This window comes from Methanoregula sp., assembly GCF_041645475.1.
Taxonomy (GTDB): domain Archaea; phylum Halobacteriota; class Methanomicrobia; order Methanomicrobiales; family Methanospirillaceae; genus Methanoregula.
Genome location: NZ_JBAZQA010000001.1, coordinates 379,155 through 395,307 on the forward strand (window position 1 = coordinate 379,155; position 16,153 = coordinate 395,307).

The window sequence follows — 16,153 nt, forward strand, 5'->3', positions numbered from 1 at the left end:
GACCTGTCGTATCCCTTCATGTGAGGTTTCGCACTGCCCCGTCAGCACATGGTTTTTACTCAGGCAGGATCGCTGGTCACATGAACGCATTCTGCAAAAATGCCGGGAACTCTTAAAAAAAAGGATTCTGTAAGGAACTCTTCCCTTACATGAACCGGATGCCGACATCGTGCATCTTGTTGTAGCGGGCGATATTGAGGAGGAGCGGGGTTAACGCTTCCACCATGCTGGATACCGCAAGCGGCCCGGCATCGAATGCCTGGAGTTTCGAGACCGAGTTGACGATCTTCATAACCTCCCGCTTTGCGGATTCATCATCGCCACAGACCGGGACGGAGTAGGAGAGTTCCTCGTCAAGGGCTTTCCACTTGTTGGCTGCAATGGTATTGAAGGCCGAGCAGAGCCGGGCTTCCTTTGGGAGAAGGGAGCGGATCATCAGCGCCGCTGACCCTTCCACCGGGGGAACGAACGTGAAGTGATCCCGCTTCTCCATGGGGTTGACCGGGCTGATGACAATCTTGTCCTCGAAACAGTCAAGACCTTCGAGCGTTGCGATCGCGTTTTTGAATGGTATCGCCAGGATCACCACATCCGCACAGGAAACTGCATCCTGGTTGGTTGCGCCCTTGAACGAATGGAAGGTTGCACCCCGGGTTTTCAGCGTGCCGATGCTGCACTCGCAGATCGCCTGTGCCCGGGCTTCATCCCGGGAACCGACAATCACGTCATACATGGGTGCAAGGCGCAACGCGATACCTTCGCCAATGTCTCCCGTACCTCCGACAATTCCGATCTTCATCTAAATCACCCTATCTTTCTTACACATTTGTCCGATATCCGGGAGTGCAGCCCGCAGGGGCCACACTGGTGATGCAAAAAAGTCAGACAGAACCGTTTTGCTCATACATATATCCGTTAGTGTTGTCGATAAAAAAAAAGATAAACTTATGGTATTGCGATCGGGATCCCGTGGTGCAATGGTCCGGGCCGGGGGATGGCGGAGCCCTGAAGCGGGGATTTTTTTACGAAAACTATGACGGTGGTGCGGCCAGGTTCCCGGTCTTGAAACCGGCCCTGCCTGACACCGGAACAGGGATACCACCCACCCCCGGGGCCGGGCGGATCCCCCGGGGCGGCCGTTTACTGCCGGGGAATCAAGGACATCACGCTCCCAGAAGGGGTTATACAACGCAAAGACCAGGAAACGGGAATTTGAGGAAAAACGGGGAAAAAGGGAGAATAAAAGAGTTGTCCGGGGGATTATGCCCGCTTGCCGAGATGGTGGTCGAGATAGAAAAGATGACCCGGGACATCCCCGACCAGTTTGATCTGGGCAAGAATATCGCTCGCATTTGCCTCCTCTTCAACCTGCTCCTTGACAAACCACTGCAGCATCTCGAACGTTGCATGGTCCTTCTCTTTGCCTGCGAGCTCAACGAGGTTGTGAATCATCCCGGTGACTTTCTGCTCATGGGCATAGACCTCCTCAAAGACTTTACCGGCCGAGGTCCACTTGTTCTTTGCGGCCTCAATGTCGCCCAGGGTGACCTTTCCCCCGCGGGCAATGATGTAATCGAAAAATTTCATGGCATGCGCCTGCTCTTCATTTGACTGGACCCGCATCCATTTTGCAAATCCTTTCATGTTGACCGTCTCAAAATAGGCAGACATTGCCAGGTACAGGTATGCCGAGTAATATTCACGGTTGACCTGTTTGTTTAATGCATCTTCCATGGTTTTGGAAATCATAGAACTTACCTCCTGTTGAACGTTCATTGGTTTTCCCTTTTATAATGCTTTTGTAATGGGGCACTTCCCACTCCTGCCGGCTTGCCGTACAATGAAAAAGGTACCTGGAAAAAAGAACGGGATCTAAAAAAAATTATCTTCGCATCCGCTTCTGCTCGGCTTCCATATCGAGGATGATCTCGAGCTCAAGGGATTTCCCGTAGGCAACCTGCGCCTCATCGCTCCGGCCCAGTTCGTCCAAACAGACTCCCTTGATGTACCAGGCCGTTGCATCGTTGCCGTTCAGGGTCGAGGCCCGGGTGCTGGCATGGAGGGCATCCTCAAACCGTTCGAGATGGAAGAGCCCGAGCGCTTTTTTTGACCAGGCTGCTTCGTAGTTCTGGTCAAATGCAATGGCTTTCTCGCAATCGGCAAGACCTTCCTGGTACCTGCCGGTTTCAATAAACACCGATCCCCTCAGGCACCAGCTCTCGGCATTGCGGGGATCGAGCGAGAGGGCTTTTTCAAAGTATGCAATCGCTTCCTTGAACTTCGTTCTCTTTGCATAGGCGTTTCCTTTCCTGAGCAGCTCGATTACTTCCTTTGACGGCATGCGTCCACCTCCGCGGTTTTCAGAATATCCTGCATTATCAATCACCCCACGAGTCTGAGATCAGGTCCCCGAAAATTTTCTTCAGCGCTGATTTCTCCCACTCATCTTTATGCTCGTGGGCTTCGAGCAGGTGTTTGGGCGGTTCCCAGACAAACCAGTCTTTCATCGTCATGTAGGAGAGAAGGTTGTTGGTCAAGAGGACCCCTACCTTGTAGAGATCGTAATAATAGTCAAGGGTAGGGGGATCGTTCCATTTGACCGGCCCTAAAGGCGTGTCCAGGATCTCCAGCATGTTATCGCCAAACACCTTGGACTGGTACCAGGCCGTGTGGGTCCACCGTGTAGTGAGCATCTCCTTGACTTCGAGATGGTTGAACTTCTTCATCTGCGGGATATTGAGGACCGGCATCAGCTCGTCAGCCGGCAGGGTTTTTGCAAGGAACATGTCGCGGGCATAAAACATGGCTTTGTTCAAAACAAAATACCGGCGGGGCACGATAGTTTCCTGCTCCATCATCTCGTCCATGTCGTTCTTGCTCTCTTTCATGACATGGTAGAGCTGGGTTTTCCGTATCTTCGGCATCCGGTTGTAGACACTGGCGTTGATGATCGCGTTCCAGGGAACATCGTTGATATCTTCATTGAAGTGGGAGTAGAGGAGGAAGAGCATCTGGATGAGTTTTTTTACCGGGAGTTTGTTCTCTTTCTTGGCTTCATCCTTGAGGGCATCGATGTAGACCTGGCGCATGCCCCGGTAGACCGAGTCTTCCGTGTAGGAACAGACCAGGTACTTTGCTTTTTTTGCCGCCGCGCCTTTGATCAGCAGGTTCGTGCAGTGTTTTGCAATAATAAAATCCTTGAGGAGACCTACGTATTGTGCCGGGAAGATGATGACATTGCGTTCGACATCATACGTGTAAATGTCGACAAGCGTTCCCCCCGGTTCGGCTTCGGGCTGGCGGAGAAGAGAGATCTCGGTGTCGAGGGTTTCTTCGGTATGATGGAGAAATCTGCGTATGGGTTTTGATAGCGGCATTTCTGTTCTCATCAGGGGTCTCCAGGATCGTGGATTGTGCTATGTAAAACTGATATATCCTCCCTTGGCGGCAAATCCACTTAAAGCATCCTTAATGATCGGAACCACCGGGTACCGGAAGAATTACCTTGCTTTTTTGCCATGGGTGACCGAATGGAACCAGCTGGAGACGGCATTTTGTTTTTTTGGCCGGAATACGCCCTGGCTGACATACCGGATATCCTCAATGGAGAAGAACGCCTGCGGGTTCGTTGTCTGGAGGTGGGCCGTGATTGCCGGGACATCGGCACGGTTGACGAGCGTGAGGATCATCTTCACATTGCCCCGCGAACCGGTGGCGTCCAGGCTCGTGACCCCGTAGTTTTCCGCCTGCATGAAGGCCATAATCTCATCCGTGGAATCATTCGTTGTAATGATCCGCAGGATGACCATGCCGATCGAGAGTTTCTCTTCGATAACGAGCCCGATATACGTTCCCATGGCAAACCCGAACGCATAGGCAAAGAAGTTGGCGATGTTGGAGAGATCGCTCATCACGACTTCCATTGCAAGCAGCCAGATCACGATCTCGAAGAACGCGATGAACGGGGCGAGGTACTTGATCCCTTTTGAGATGTAGATGACCCGGATGGTCTCCATACTCACATCGCCGATACGGGCAAGGAAGATGAGGAGCGGGAGGATAACCCAGGAGTAGATTTCCGGACTGATGATGAAAAAACCCATGTTCCCGCCTCTGTCCTGTATGCAGGACGGATAATCCGTAAAAAAGGTTGCTGCCTGAATCTATATGAACATTATCCGGAAAAGGGGGAAAATAAGCTGAATCTGCGCAGATATCCAATAACGCGCGGATAACTGCGGTTTTTTAAGTCAGGCATACTTCTGCGGGTCTGCATCGAACTTCTTCTTGCAGCCCGGGGCACAGAAATAGTATTTCTTCCCCTTGTACTCGCTCACTAACTTTGCCGTCTTCTCGTCAACGGTCATCTTGCAGATCGGGTCGATTGCCATACAACACCTCAGTTATCTGACTTTTTTTGCATCGGGTATATACTTTCTCAGGAGCAGGGATAGCGAAACCACCGTAACGGAACTTGCCGCCATGGCAAGCCCGGCGAGTTCCGGCCGGAAACTGATGCCAAAGGACGGGTAAAGCACCCCGGCAGCCACCGGGATGAGGGCCGCGTTGTAGGCAAAGGCCCAGAAGATGTTGGCCTTGATCCGGCCCATCACTTTTTTTGCAAGCTGGAGCGCTGCTACGGCATTGAGCAGGTCATCACGGATGAGCACGATATCCCCGCTCTCTATGGCAACGTCAGTACCGCTGCCGATCGCAATACCGACATCCGCTTTTGCAAGCGCAGGGGCATCGTTGATCCCGTCCCCGACAAAGGCAACAACTTTTCCCTGCTGCTGGAGAGAGGACACCTCCTTCTCCTTGTCCTGCGGAAGCACCCCGGCAATCACGCGGCTGATCCCGAGGTCGGATGCCACTGCATCAGCCGTGCGCTGGTTGTCGCCCGTGATCATGATGATCTCAAGGCCCATCTCCTTGAGCCGTCTCACCGCCTCCCGGCTGGTATCCTTCAGGGTATCGGCAACTGCAATGACCCCAGCAACCTGCTTCCCTGTGGCAACGAGGATCGTGGTCTTTCCTTTCTCCTCAAGTTCTGTGATCTGCCGGTCAAGGTTTTCCGGAATAAGAATCCCGTTATCCGCGAGCAGGGCCCGGTTCCCGGCAAGAACCCGCTCATCCAGATATGTTGCGGCAACACCTTTCCCGGGGATGGTGTCCAGGCTGCTAACCGGTTCGATTTTGATTGTGCGGGAGTGCGCTTTTTGTACTATCGCTTTTGCCAGGGGGTGCTCGGAATCTTTCTCGACAGCCGCTGCAATGGAAAGGAGGGTGTCTTCGGGAATACCGGACGGGAGGATATCCGTAACTTCCGGTTTTCCCCGGGTGAGTGTCCCGGTCTTGTCGAAGATGATGGTGGTTACCCCTTCCGCGATTTCGAGCGCCTCGCCGTTCCGGATCAGGATCCCGAGTTCTGCGCCTCTTCCCACGCCCACGGTGACCGCAGTCGGCGTTGCAAGACCGAGGGCACAGGGGCAGGCAACGACCAGGACCGAGATGAGGGCTGATAGGGCAAAGATGAGGGTTGCGTGTAACACGAAGAACCAGAGAATGAATGCTCCCGCAGCTATCAGGAGCACGACCGGGATAAAATACGAAACCGCAATATCCGCGATCCGCTGGACCGGCGGTTTTGAGCCCTGGGCATCCTCGACCATCTGTATGATCTGGGCGAGCATGGTATCCCTGCCGACTTTTGTTGCCTCGACCGTGAGCACGCTGTTGGAATTCAGGGTTCCTCCCACAACCCGGCTTCCCGTGCCCCTGAGTGCGGGCACGGGCTCACCGGTTATCATCGATTCATCGACATAACTCTCGCCCGCGATGACGAGCCCGTCCACCGGGACCTTGGCGCCGGGCTTCACGATGACCTTGTCCCCGACAATCACTTCTTCAAGCGCAACTTCGGTCTCGGTTCCGTTGCGGAGTACCGTTGCGCTCTTTACCCGGAGCCCTGCAAGTTTCCTGATAGCGTCCGAGGTCCGGCCCTTGGCCCGCGTTTCTAAAAACCTGCCCAGCATCAGGAATGCGGCGAGCATGATCGCCGTGTCATAGAACAGGAACTCGTGGGTGAGGACGAGCCCGAACGTCCCGAGCACGCTCGCACCGTACGCAACGCCGGTGCCCATAGCGTACATGACATCCATCGACAGTGAGCGATTGCGAAGAGCGGTATATGCAGCGCGGAAGATGGGGTAGGCAACGTACGCAAAGACCGGCGTTGCAATGATGAACTCCAGGTATGCGAGGCCCTGCATGGAGAGCGAAAGCGGCACGTACATTGCGATCATCAAGGGAATGCTGACGGCAAACCCGATGACGAACCGGAGGAATTTTTCATGCAGATCAGAAGCCCTTGCCGCGTGCTCGGCCTCCTCGCTCACTTCCCCGGCAATGCCGAGGAACTGGTAGCCGGCATCTTCAATGGCCGCTTTGAAATCCGAAATGTCCGAGACCGTTGGATTGTAGGTGACATAGGCATTTTCCGTGCCAAGGTTGACGGAGGCGGCGACAACCCCGGGGAGTGCCCGCAGCACGGTCTCTATTGTCTCGACACAGGTGGCGCACATCATGCCGCCGACTTTGAGGGTCACTTCCCGGTTAACTACTGTGTACCCGGCATCGTTCACGGCCTTTTCAAGCGTGCCAAGAGAAACGTTTCCCGGGTTGAATTCAACGTGAGCGGTATCGGTGCCGAAATTCACCTGCGCTTTTACCACATCCGGAATCTGCATAAGCGATTCCTCGATGGATACCGCACAGGTGGCACAGTGCATACCCGAAATTCGTATCTCTGCTTTTTTTGTTTCCGGTTCCGCCATCCGTTCTCACTCCTCCGGCTCTTAAGTTCCTGTTGGGAAGTATCTTCCCTGGATCATATTGTTGTATCGGATGTGGCAGTGATTCACCCGGAAGATTATGTCCGGATTCCGGTTTTTTTATGAAGGATACCGCATCCGTATCATTTTAACAACGATCTACGGGTCCTGATTTCGTTTTGTAATATCCCGGACAAAGGCAAAGCTGAACTCCTGTGTTCCCTCTTTTGCGTAACTGGCCATGATCTCGACATTGAGGATGTTTCCGTCCTTCTTCCGGTGGCGCGTGGTAAAAAAGAGGGTCCCCTGCCGCCGGAGATCAACAATGATCTGGTTCCAGACATCCGGACATAAATCCGGGTCCAGCGAATAGATCTTCATACCAAGCAGTTCTTCCCGGGTGTATCCGGTTACCCGGCAGGCCGAGTCATTGACATAGGTGATATTTGCATCAAAGTCAAGCCAGAAAATTTCGTCATAGGCCCGATCAACTGAGATCTTGAAGAGCCGGAGTCGTTCCTCCGCCTCCTTGGTAATCGTGATATCCTCATAGGTTCCCAGAATTCCGATAATATTTCCCAGAGGGGCCTGCAAGGGTATTTTACTTGTCCGGAGCCAGATCCGGTTGCCATCCGGGGCGGTCTGGGGCTCCTCGTACCCAATTTTCGGGATGCCCGTTTCGATCACGGCGCGGTCGTCTGCCCGGTAGAGATCTGCCTGCTCCTTCCACCCCATGTCGAAATCGGTCTTCCCAATCAGATCCGCAGGACTCGGGAAACCGGCGTCAAGGGCGAATGACCTGTTGCAGCCAAGGTACCGCAACTCCAAATCCTTCCAGAAGACCCGGACCGGGACGGTGTTGAGCACCTGCTGGAGCATCTGCTGAGATTCATCGGTCAGTCTCTGCAGGATGACCATCTCATCATACTGCGCCCGAAGCTCCTCCTCGCTTGCGGTGATCTGCTCGTACGCTGCCTGGAGCTCGTCCTCTGCTCTCCGCTGATGGACAGCCTGATGGATCTTATGCTCAAGTTCGGCAAATTGCGAGCACGGGTCACCGCCTTTCTGGAGATAAAAGTCAGCTCCGTTGTTAATGGCTTCTATTACAATCTCTTCGCGTCCTCTTCCCGTAAAAAGGATGAACGGTATGGTATTTCCCGCTGCTCGTACCTTCTTTAAAAATTCAATACCATCCATACCTGGCATCTGGTAATCAGAGATAATGGCATCGTAGTTGCCTGAGGTAAGTAACGTAAGTGCATCTGAAGCTGAGGTAATGATATCGATGCTGAACTGACCGCTCTGCTCAAGAAAGATTTTACCAATCTCAAGCAGGCCGGGCTCATCATCAACATAGAGAATGCGATATAGCGTGACCATTGTCTGGTTGCCCGATATTGTTTGAGATTCTAATTATACCTTGTCACTGCATTTTTTTCAAATATTTTTTTTGGATCAATAAAGTCTTCACCATTCCCCGCGACCCCTGAATCCCTGCCGCCGACATATGGGATCTTTATGGCAGGGATGAGTCCTCTGCGGTTACGAATGGCACCGGGCAGGCAGGACCGTATTTTCCCGGGGAAATTTTTTCTATGAATCCTGTCCTGCCACAAAAAAAGTATAATTGTAAAATCCCCCTCACGTCCAGCCGGTCCGAGCCGGAAAACGTTTAAGAGACCGCCGCATACCCATCATTAACAATAATCCGGATGGTAACTGTGGACGCGAGAACTGTAATCCCCATATTTTTAGTCGGCCTTCTCCTTCTCATGGTAATTCCCTGCACGGCATCGGTGACCTTCTCGTCGAGCACCCCGCAGATCATCACCAAAGGGGATACCCTGTCCTTAAACGGTATCGGCGCCACGAACGGGACGGTTGCGCTCTGGGTCGTGGGCAAGAGTTACATTGACCGGCAGGTTCTCATCCCCGACATCAAGGGAAATTACACCACTACCATCAACTCAGTTGATACGCGCCAGTATTCCCGCGGCCAGTATGCGTTCGTGATCCAGGACCCCGGCCCGGACCGTCGACTGGATATCGAGTACCGGATTGAGGATAACGACGATATCATCCTCCAGAACCGGGGAAAGACGTTTGCCGATATCGGCGCACGGGAGAACCTCAAGGCAAGTTTAGTTCCCCTCATCAGTGCTTTTTCTTCCACTGCGGCAAACCCGAATTCCGACGATATATTCATACCGTATTACTTCTTTGTTGAAGATCCATCGATCTCTTTCGATCACATTGCTGATCCGGCTAAATCCCAGTTGTCCGGCGTGATCACGGGGGATAGGATTGTTCTGGCCGGCTCGACCAACATCAACCCCCGCGACATGCTCCAGGCGGAGATCCGCGACAGTACCAGCGGATCTCTCGTTGCCGAGACCACGATAACTGTCGAGCCCGGCCTGACCGTGAACCGGTGGGCCTGGATTTTAGATAACCCGAAACTGTTACCCGGTTCCTACCGGGTCACGGTCTGGCGGCCGAATGCATTTGTGAACTGTTCAGAATCCGCACTCCTCACCGTACTGCCCCCGGCCGTCATGACAACGGCTTCGGGCAGCAATACTACGTCAAATACCCCGTGGACAAGCGACCCCCTGCTCCCGTTCATCATCATCATCGGTCTTGCCCTTGTGATTGCCAGTATCCTCTTTGCCTCAAGGAACCGGTAGACCGGACATTTGAAAAGAGAAATTCAGTTTTTCCAGCCGTGCTTCTGAGGCGTGTCGAGCATACGATACTCCCGGAGCAGGGCCTCCCGGTATTCGGGCATCTTTTTTGAAGGAATGTAATTGAACTGCTGGACCCGTTTGACCAGCTCGTCTGTTACCGCCTCGTCACTCGTCAGGTGCAGGGATGCAACGTCCTGCATAATCCAGTCCAGCCGGTCAATGCCGGTGTCCTTGCCCTCAACGGCAATCTTCTTGATCTTGATCTGGTCCGGGGGAATTCCCCCGCAGATCGAACAATAGGTCCCGTCCTTGTCGCTCATGGCTGCCCCGCTCTGTGGATAATCCTGATTTGTCCTGCCAGCAAAAAATGCTGGTGGTAATACCGGCCCGGTCCCGTGCCCGACCGGGGTGTTGCCATGAATACGAGATCATTTCCCTCATTTATTTCACCGGATCTGATATCGGCCACGCCTTCAATTGGGCCTGGTATCCGATTGATAATCCATGCCGTTATTTTAATTATGAGGAAAACAATGTCAATGAACAGTAACGAGTGATAGTCATGGCTGAAACAAAAGGGCATTTCGAGAAAGGGGTCTGGGTTGAGGAGAAAGAACCGGTGGTTGTACCGGCAGCCGAAGCGGTCATGGACAAGAGGCTTGCGGATGCGACAACCTCCGTCAAGACATCTGTTGACGATGCGATCAAGGTTGTCCACGATCTCGTGACAACGGAAGAGGGCAAACAGTACATTGAAAAGACCATGAAGGATGTGCAGTCGCAGCTCGAGAAATCCTTTGATGAAATCCTCCGCAAGGCAAAAGAGGATCTTGCAAAGAACGCAAAACCGGGAAAAAAATAATTCTTTTTTGGTAAGCTTTTCCGGTGTAATGCCGGCCCCGCGGGTGTTTTTTTGTCCTGGAATACCCGGCGTTTTAACGATCCTGCGAGCTGCCTGGATCGCACCTGCGAGAACCCCTATTCCCTGATCATCACAAGGCTCATCTTGAATTTTGTTATCGCCGAGAGGGCGTGGGGAACGTTTGCCGGGAAGATGATCGTCTCGCCGGTCTTCATCCGCTCCGTTTTACCGGCCACCCAGACCTCGCATTCCCCGTCAAGGATCGTAACAATGGCATCGAACGGCGCCGTGTGCTCCGAGAGCCCTTCATTCTCGTCGAACGAGAAGATGGTGATGCTGCCGCTTTTGCGGTTGATGACCATCCGGCTTGCAACTGTACCATCCGCGTACTCCACGAGATCCTTAAGAGTGAGGACCTTTCCCTTGAGCTCATCGCGTTTCTTATCCGGCTTTTCACTCTGTTCCAGCTGGAATTCGGCCACGGGTCTCACTCCCGGATCATGGTTAAGGTCATCTTGAACCGCTGCCGGGCCTGCACTGCGTGCGGTTTATTGGCTGGGAGGATGATCATCTCCCCGGTCCTGACCGTGAACGGGGCGCCTTCGATCGTAACATCGGCCTCGCCGTCCGTAACCGTCAGGATTGCGTCATAGGGTGCGGAATGCTCCGAGAGCCCTTCCCCGGCATCGAATGCAAAGAGGGTGATGGTGCCGGCCGTCTTGAAGACGATCATCCGGCTTGCCACGGTCCCGTCCTGGTACTGGACAAGATCGCTGACCGCGAGGACTTTTGCCACAAGGTCCTCGCGTTTTTTCTCTGCAGTTGATTTTTCTGTGAGGTCTGCCATAAGAATTCCCTTCTGATGAGTACGTGCATGGGGATATTATGGGTATCCCCCTGTGGGGTCCCGCTTATGCTGAGGGAACCATGCGGGCAAGGTCGGCTTCAACCGTGCTGTTCTTCTTTACCTGGAAATTGTTGACCAGCACATCGAGCACGCCCGGCGAGACGAAGGCCGGGAGTTTTGGCCCGAGCGTGATGTCCTTAACCCCGAGATTTAAGAGCGCGAGGAGGACGAGTGCTGCCTTCTGCTCGTACCACGCAATGTTGTAGGAGACCGGCAGCTCGTTGATCCCGACCCCGAACGCTTTTGCAAGTGCCTGGGCGATCACGACAAGCGAGTAGCAGTCATTGCACTGGCCGGCATCGATGACGCGGGGGATACCGCCGATTGTGCCAAGGTCGAGGCCATTGTACCGGTACTTGGCGCAACCCGCGGTGAGGATGACCGTGTTCATCGGGAGTGCCTTGGCAAAGTCCGTGTAATACGACCGCTCGCTCTGCCGGCCATCACACCCGGCCATGACCACGAACCGTTTGATATCGCCTTTCTTCACGGCCTCGATGACCGTGCCGGCGATCTTGAGAACTGCTTCGTGGGCGCAGCCGGTGGTGAGGTTTCGGCCCGGCGCGTGGAGGTCCTGCGGGGCCCGGCTCATTTTTGCATGGGCGATAACCGCTGAGAAATCTTTCTTCCCGTCCTTCCCGGCAACGATGTGCGTAACGCCCGAAAACCCGGCGGGGCCGGTGGTGTAGATACGGCCCTTATAGGAATCCTTCGGGGGCACGATACAGTTCGTGGTCACGAGCACGGGGCCGTTGAACTGTTCGAACTCCTCTTTCTGGTGCCACCACGAGCCGCCGTAGTTACCGTAGAGGTGCGAATATTTTTTGAGCGCCGGGTAAGCATTTGCGGGCAGCATCTCGCCATGCGTATAGATGTCCACGCCGCGGTCCTTCGACTGCTCCAGCAGCTGCTGGAGATCGTTCAAATCATGGCCGGTGATGAGGATGCCCGGGCGTGTGCCTACCGAGGTCTTCACGCTCGTGATCTCCGGGTTGCCGTAGACTTTTGTGTTCGCGGTGTCGAGCAGCGCAAGCGTGCTGACCCCCACCCCGCCGCATTCGAGCACGAGCGCGGTCATCTCGCCTGCGGAGAGATCGTGCAGCGTTGAGGCGAGCCCCTTCTGCATGAAGTCCGTGATTGTTTTGTCGGTGAACCCGAGCACGGCCGCGTGATGGTAATAGGCTGCAACGCCCTTGAGCCCGAAGAGAAGGAGGGCCCGGAGGGAATGGACATCATCGTTTGCAGCTGCCTCTGCTGCGATCTGCCCGGCCTTTGCTGCAAGCTCTGCATCATTTCTGAATTTCCAGGTGCAGGCCTCCGGCTCTGCGGCGCCCGCTGAGGGCAGGGCGTCCCGGATGGCAACGGCCTTCGCGATGAGTGCCCGGAGCCGGGCGTCATCGAAGTTCGTGTTGGTCAGCGTGGCAAACAGGGCTTCGGTGATGAACATCCCGGCCTCGTTGTTCTCCTTCCCGCTTCCTGCTGCGGCAATATTCCGCTCGGCAATTCCCTTGCAGAGCCAGATCAGCACATCCATCAGCCCGGCGGTTACGGCTTCCTTGCCGCAGACTCCTTTTACGGTACACCCGGTTCCTTTTGCGGTTTCCTCGCACTGGTAACAGAACATCTTCCAACTCCATTGTGTATCTATTTGCTACAAGGTTTCTTTAGTATACCAAGGTTAAATAGAAGAGAGTTTCAGAAACTATACCATGGACGAAGCCTGCACGGTCAACCTGACCGTGAAATATCTGACCAAGAAGTGGACGCTTTTAATCATCCTCGAACTCTACAAGGGCCCGGGCCACACGCGCCGGTTCTCGGAGCTCAAGGATTCTCTGAGTGATATTACCCAGAAGATTTTGTCGGAGCGTTTGAAGGAGCTTGAGGAGGAGGGGATTCTTACCCGGCGGGTGGATGCTACTTCGTTTCCGGTCAAGAGCGAGTACACGCTGACGAAGAGCGGGCTGGAGCTGGTGGATGTGATCCGGGGCATCAAGATGTGGGCGCTGAAGTGGAAGATTGATAATATTCCGTGCGGGTGCCAGGATTGTAAGGTGTGTGTTTTGTAGGACGCTCTTTGGGGGCTGATCGCCCCCGGTGGGTGAGCATACCCATCAGAGTTGTATCGGGATTCCCTACTCAATCAGTAAAAAAATTGTCAAACTCCCATCGTTTTTCTCCATAATAAAAAAATTTCCAAAAACATTTCAGAAATTTTAAAAAAAAATCCCGGTACGGTTACAAAAAACCCGACACCGGGATTCCCGCCACTCACACGGTAAACCCCCCTTCCGGACCCCCTTTTTTCCCGAGTTCACACCCTTCCCAATCCGGCCCCGATACGCCCCCCCGATTCCCCATTTTTCCGGAACGGAACCCTATACGCGCCCGGATTCGGATCCGCCGACCCCCTGTTTCGTACGATCCACCTGGCGGTTTTTCACAAACAGGGGGTCCGGATGATCATTTACGTCGGAGAAGGGGATTTCACGTCGGAGGCCATCCCTGCGAAATCCCCGGGAACGATACCCTCCCGCGAACTCCATTCTCCGACGGAGAGCCCGGCCGGGAAGCCCCCCGGCCCCGCCCGGATGTGCGTAATTCCCGGAAAATGGCAGAATGAGGAGATTTTAGCGGGCGATTCGGGCTCCGATTGATTTTTCTCCGTCGGAGATTTAAAAAACGCTCATAGACGCGTTTGGCTGGCAGTTCTTTTTCCAAACGGGTTATGGTGCGGGAAAATGAAAAAAACCCCTGTTTTGGCAGGGGGTCTTTCGTCGCAGAACTTGTGAAAATCTTCCTTACCACCGGGTCGGGCCGGTTTCCAAATCCAAAAAACTCTCAACGGCCATGGTCCGGATTACCGGAATCCAATGATGGATTTTATTTTCCGGCTACTGGTATCTCCCGTGGGCACGAACACAGAAGCAGGAGTGCCGGAAGAATCCGGAAATCCGGTAATAGCAACACGCTCAAAGAACCGCCTGACCCGGCGTGACGACGATTCGCCTGAATCCCCGGTCCAGTGGATGCGGGCAGGATCCGGCCCGCAGATCCGGAATTTGTCTGCCGATAAAAGTGGGTGAAAAATTATGAGGGTCCGAGCGGCGACTCGTTCGAGCTGAGGAAGTACACCGCGGTCTCGCCGTACTGGACCGGTGCTTCCTTGTTCCCTACATGGGGGAGCCCCACCCACCGTACGACCCAGGAGCCGTTGATCTGCCCGGCCATCTTGACGGTGACCGCCTGGGGCGTGATCACATCAGCAGTGCCGACGACAAACATTACGCTCTTGTTGATGCCGGAGAGCCCGTTCCAGGTCCCGTTGAATACAAGGTTCGCATGTGCCTCAGCACGGAGGCCCGCGGGCAGGCTCGTGTCGTTGACGACTTGTACCAGGGTCGAGTGCAGTGTCTGGCATTCGGGGATGTTTGCGCTGTACGAGTTTGAATCGAGGATCAGTTTCCGTACGAGCTCCGGATGAGTGATGACCAGCTGCTGTGCGGTGGACGAGCCCATGGACTCCCCGTACACATGCATGCTGTCGTACCCGAGTGCTTTGATCATCCCGGCGGCATCATCGGCATAGATGGGGATCGTGGGAGTGACATTGTTCATGCTGCTGTACCCCATTCCCCGGGAATCGTAGGCATAGACATGGTATTTCGAGGACAGGATCGTAAGGAACGTTTCGTTCCACGCATCCTGCGTGGATGTATAGTTCCCGATCGTGCCGCCGAATCCCTCGATGAGGAGGATGGGTTCGCCGGATCCCCATTCCCGGTACGCCAGCCGGACGCCATTCACGTCCTTGTACTGGACCGGGGTATTGGCGATCGAGACCGTCACTGGGTGGGCCGTGTTGGCCGTCGTCGGAGTGATGGCCGAATTCGCTGGTGCGTTCGTGCAGCCTGCCGAGAGAAGAAGGCAGGCGATGATGACAAAGGCGATGGTAACGGAGAGTGGTTTCATGATCTTAGCCTCATAAAAACAGATTGAAAATAAGGAGGACATCCTGATATAGTATTTGATTTACGTACGTCTGAATAGGGTAGTTGATCTTTGCAGGGTTACGCCGGACATCCCAGCCCGGCTGTTTCGTGTTCCTCGTCCTTGAGCCGCTGGAATTCCCTGATGAGGCAGAGTTTGAACTCCACCGGGATCCAGGAAGCGAATTCAAACGCGATATCCTTGAGAGCAAAGGTACCGCCAAACCGTCCGGGTTTTGCCTTGATTCCACGGGCGTTCGTCTTTCCAATCCATTGTCGGGCGGTTAGTATGAAACTGCCCGAGTCCTGCCTGTTTTCTAATCCCATCGAATTCGATGGAATTAAAATCCGGATTATTGAGTTGCTCCCATATCCCAAGGAATTCGATAGTGTTCCGGTTCCGAAGCCAGTTTTGGATCAGGTAGTCGGTTCTTTCTGGATCCTTGTACCGTGCAATATTGGTAATGCAGATATAATCTTCATCATTCTCAACAACTACTCCCACTTCCCGGTCGAGCACATTGATCTTCGCTATGGTAAACCTCACCGGCAACCCAGAGATTCCGCCAAATACCGGTGAACCGTAATCTTCCCGGATCGGTTATGAAGGTTTAGCGTGAGCGGGGTGAAACTGTCATAAGTATGGAGGAATAAAAATCAGAATCATGCCCGCGGAATTTTCCGGGTCTCTTTTTCACGTTCAATCGCTCAAAACTCCAGTGATAAAAAATTCATAAACCCAAAATACGGTAGTGTACACGAAGTGCTGTAAAAGTGAAGATGCCCTGTATCCAACAGTGAATTGCAAACAAAGAGGAACAGGGCATGAATCTAAGAGATATCGTACTAAATTATCTTACCGATAACGAGAAGGG

The 16,153-nt window shown here is 53.9% G+C and carries 18 protein-coding genes and 1 pseudogene; 4 read left to right on the plus strand and 15 right to left on the minus strand.

Annotated elements, in window-relative coordinates:
* Window positions 1-145: 145 nt before the first annotated feature.
* The 8 genes from npdG to WC598_RS01850 form a co-directional block, all read right to left on the minus strand.
* On the minus strand, window positions 146-799 hold the full coding sequence (gene npdG / locus WC598_RS01815) for an NADPH-dependent F420 reductase (RefSeq protein WP_372959752.1): 654 nt from the start codon (window positions 797-799) through the stop codon (window positions 146-148).
* A 461-nt stretch (window positions 800-1,260) separates the two neighbouring features.
* The gene (locus WC598_RS01820) at window positions 1,261-1,734 is read right to left on the minus strand and encodes a ferritin (protein ID WP_372959753.1); all 474 of its coding nucleotides are present in this window, start codon (window positions 1,732-1,734) and stop codon (window positions 1,261-1,263) included.
* Between the two features lie 148 nt (window positions 1,735-1,882).
* Entirely contained in the window at window positions 1,883-2,341 is a 459-nt protein-coding gene (locus WC598_RS01825) for a tetratricopeptide repeat protein (protein WP_372959754.1), read from the minus strand.
* Window positions 2,342-2,378: 37 nt separating this feature from the next.
* Window positions 2,379-3,389 (minus strand): hypothetical protein, encoded by a 1,011-nt coding sequence (locus tag WC598_RS01830; protein WP_372959755.1) that lies wholly within the window; start codon window positions 3,387-3,389, stop codon window positions 2,379-2,381.
* A gap of 111 nt (window positions 3,390-3,500) precedes the next feature.
* Window positions 3,501-4,103 (minus strand): DUF2179 domain-containing protein, encoded by a 603-nt coding sequence (locus WC598_RS01835; RefSeq protein WP_372959756.1) that lies wholly within the window; start codon window positions 4,101-4,103, stop codon window positions 3,501-3,503.
* A gap of 147 nt (window positions 4,104-4,250) precedes the next feature.
* Entirely contained in the window at window positions 4,251-4,391 is a 141-nt protein-coding gene (locus WC598_RS01840; protein WP_372959757.1) for a YHS domain-containing protein, read from the minus strand.
* A 12-nt stretch (window positions 4,392-4,403) separates the two neighbouring features.
* On the minus strand, window positions 4,404-6,836 hold the full coding sequence (locus WC598_RS01845) for a heavy metal translocating P-type ATPase (protein WP_372959758.1): 2,433 nt from the start codon (window positions 6,834-6,836) through the stop codon (window positions 4,404-4,406).
* A gap of 156 nt (window positions 6,837-6,992) precedes the next feature.
* Window positions 6,993-8,213 carry a PAS domain S-box protein gene (locus WC598_RS01850; RefSeq protein WP_372959759.1) on the minus strand — a complete coding sequence of 407 codons (1,221 nt, stop codon included), beginning with the start codon at window positions 8,211-8,213 and terminating at the stop codon, window positions 6,993-6,995.
* 341 nt (window positions 8,214-8,554) lie between these two features.
* Between WC598_RS01850 and WC598_RS01855 the strand changes: the two genes are divergently transcribed.
* Window positions 8,555-9,520 carry a hypothetical protein gene (locus WC598_RS01855; RefSeq protein WP_372959760.1) on the plus strand — a complete coding sequence of 322 codons (966 nt, stop codon included), beginning with the start codon at window positions 8,555-8,557 and terminating at the stop codon, window positions 9,518-9,520.
* Window positions 9,521-9,543: 23 nt separating this feature from the next.
* Here the strand turns inward: WC598_RS01855 and WC598_RS01860 are convergent, their stop codons facing one another.
* Window positions 9,544-9,840 (minus strand): NAC family transcription factor, encoded by a 297-nt coding sequence (locus tag WC598_RS01860; protein WP_372959761.1) that lies wholly within the window; start codon window positions 9,838-9,840, stop codon window positions 9,544-9,546.
* Between the two features lie 242 nt (window positions 9,841-10,082).
* Between WC598_RS01860 and WC598_RS01865 the strand changes: the two genes are divergently transcribed.
* Window positions 10,083-10,382 carry a hypothetical protein gene (locus tag WC598_RS01865; protein WP_372959762.1) on the plus strand — a complete coding sequence of 100 codons (300 nt, stop codon included), beginning with the start codon at window positions 10,083-10,085 and terminating at the stop codon, window positions 10,380-10,382.
* A gap of 116 nt (window positions 10,383-10,498) precedes the next feature.
* Here WC598_RS01865 and WC598_RS01870 read toward each other — a convergent pair whose 3' ends face one another.
* From WC598_RS01870 to hcp, 3 genes are all read right to left on the minus strand, one after another.
* Window positions 10,499-10,864: a cupin domain-containing protein gene (locus WC598_RS01870; protein WP_372959763.1), complete on the minus strand. Its 366-nt coding sequence runs from the start codon at window positions 10,862-10,864 to the stop codon at window positions 10,499-10,501.
* 5 nt (window positions 10,865-10,869) lie between these two features.
* Window positions 10,870-11,229: a cupin domain-containing protein gene (locus WC598_RS01875; protein WP_372959764.1), complete on the minus strand. Its 360-nt coding sequence runs from the start codon at window positions 11,227-11,229 to the stop codon at window positions 10,870-10,872.
* Window positions 11,230-11,293: 64 nt separating this feature from the next.
* Window positions 11,294-12,913 carry a hydroxylamine reductase gene (gene hcp, locus WC598_RS01880; protein WP_372959765.1) on the minus strand — a complete coding sequence of 540 codons (1,620 nt, stop codon included), beginning with the start codon at window positions 12,911-12,913 and terminating at the stop codon, window positions 11,294-11,296.
* Window positions 12,914-12,998: 85 nt separating this feature from the next.
* On the opposite strand from hcp, the gene WC598_RS01885 reads away from it, so the two are divergent.
* Complete coding sequence (locus WC598_RS01885; protein WP_372959766.1) at window positions 12,999-13,358, plus strand: winged helix-turn-helix transcriptional regulator; 360 nt, start codon at window positions 12,999-13,001, stop codon at window positions 13,356-13,358.
* 804 nt (window positions 13,359-14,162) lie between these two features.
* Window positions 14,163-14,375 carry a hypothetical protein gene (locus WC598_RS01890; RefSeq protein WP_372959767.1) on the plus strand — a complete coding sequence of 71 codons (213 nt, stop codon included), beginning with the start codon at window positions 14,163-14,165 and terminating at the stop codon, window positions 14,373-14,375.
* A 4-nt stretch (window positions 14,376-14,379) separates the two neighbouring features.
* Here the strand turns inward: WC598_RS01890 and WC598_RS01895 are convergent, their stop codons facing one another.
* The 3 genes and pseudogenes from WC598_RS01895 to WC598_RS01905 form a co-directional block, all read right to left on the minus strand.
* Window positions 14,380-15,261, minus strand: coding sequence for an alpha/beta fold hydrolase (locus tag WC598_RS01895; protein ID WP_372959768.1), 882 nt, complete (start codon window positions 15,259-15,261; stop codon window positions 14,380-14,382).
* 98 nt (window positions 15,262-15,359) lie between these two features.
* Window positions 15,360-15,605: a KilA-N domain-containing protein gene (locus WC598_RS01900; protein WP_372959769.1), complete on the minus strand. Its 246-nt coding sequence runs from the start codon at window positions 15,603-15,605 to the stop codon at window positions 15,360-15,362.
* Between the two features lie 58 nt (window positions 15,606-15,663).
* Window positions 15,664-15,825, minus strand: a pseudogene (locus tag WC598_RS01905) (KilA-N domain-containing protein); the annotation flags it as partial.
* Between the last annotated feature and the right edge of the window lie 328 nt (window positions 15,826-16,153).